We start from the raw sequence: 742 nt of genomic DNA on the forward strand, positions 1-742 counted from the left end.
CCGGCGTCGACGGCGTCCACCAGCCGGATCCGTCCCTCCGTCAAGGTTCCGGTCTTGTCGGTGATCAGGATGTCGATATCGCCGAAATCCTCGATGCATACCAGACGCTTCACCAGCACCTTGGCTTTGGCCAGTTGTCGGGAACCGGTCGCCAGGCTGGTGCTGACCACCGCGGGGAGAAGCTGTGGCGTGATGCTGACCGCGATCGCCAGCGCAAACAGTGCCGAATTGATCAGCGGCCGGTGCAACATCAAGTTGGTGACCAGAATCAGCGCGGTCAGCGCAACCGCGACCCGGAGCAGCAGATACGAAAACCGGCGCAGGCCGACCTGAAAGTCGGTCTCGGGTTGGCGCTCACTCAGACCCGCCGCGATCCGGCCGAACTCGGCGCGATTCCCGGTGGCATACACGACGGCCAAGCCTTCGCCCGCGCTCACGATCGTGCCCATGAACGCCACATCGGTCATGTCGGTCAGCGCGACGTCGGTTCCCACCGGCGTCGGTGACTTCTCCGAGCCGGTGGATTCCCCGGACAGGATGCCCTCGTCGCATTCCAACGCTGCCGTCTGGATCAATCGCACGTCCGCGGGCACCGCCTGCCCAAGGGAGAGCCGGATGACGTCCCCGGGGACGAGATCCCGGACGTCGACATCGACAAAATTCCCGTCGCGCCGAACGATCGCGGTGTGGCGTATGCGGGAATGCAGCGCAGCCGCGGCCTGCTCGGCGCGGTACTCGTTGA

The 742-nt window shown here is 65.2% G+C and carries 1 protein-coding gene; it reads right to left on the reverse strand.

The annotated features are described in order from the left end of the window. The coding region (locus A9X04_RS08880) for an HAD-IC family P-type ATPase (protein WP_156764282.1) at positions 1–742 on the reverse strand (742 nt) is incomplete at both ends.

It is taken from the genome of Mycobacterium sp. E3247 (assembly GCF_001667785.1).
Classification (GTDB): Bacteria; Actinomycetota; Actinomycetes; order Mycobacteriales; family Mycobacteriaceae; genus Mycobacterium.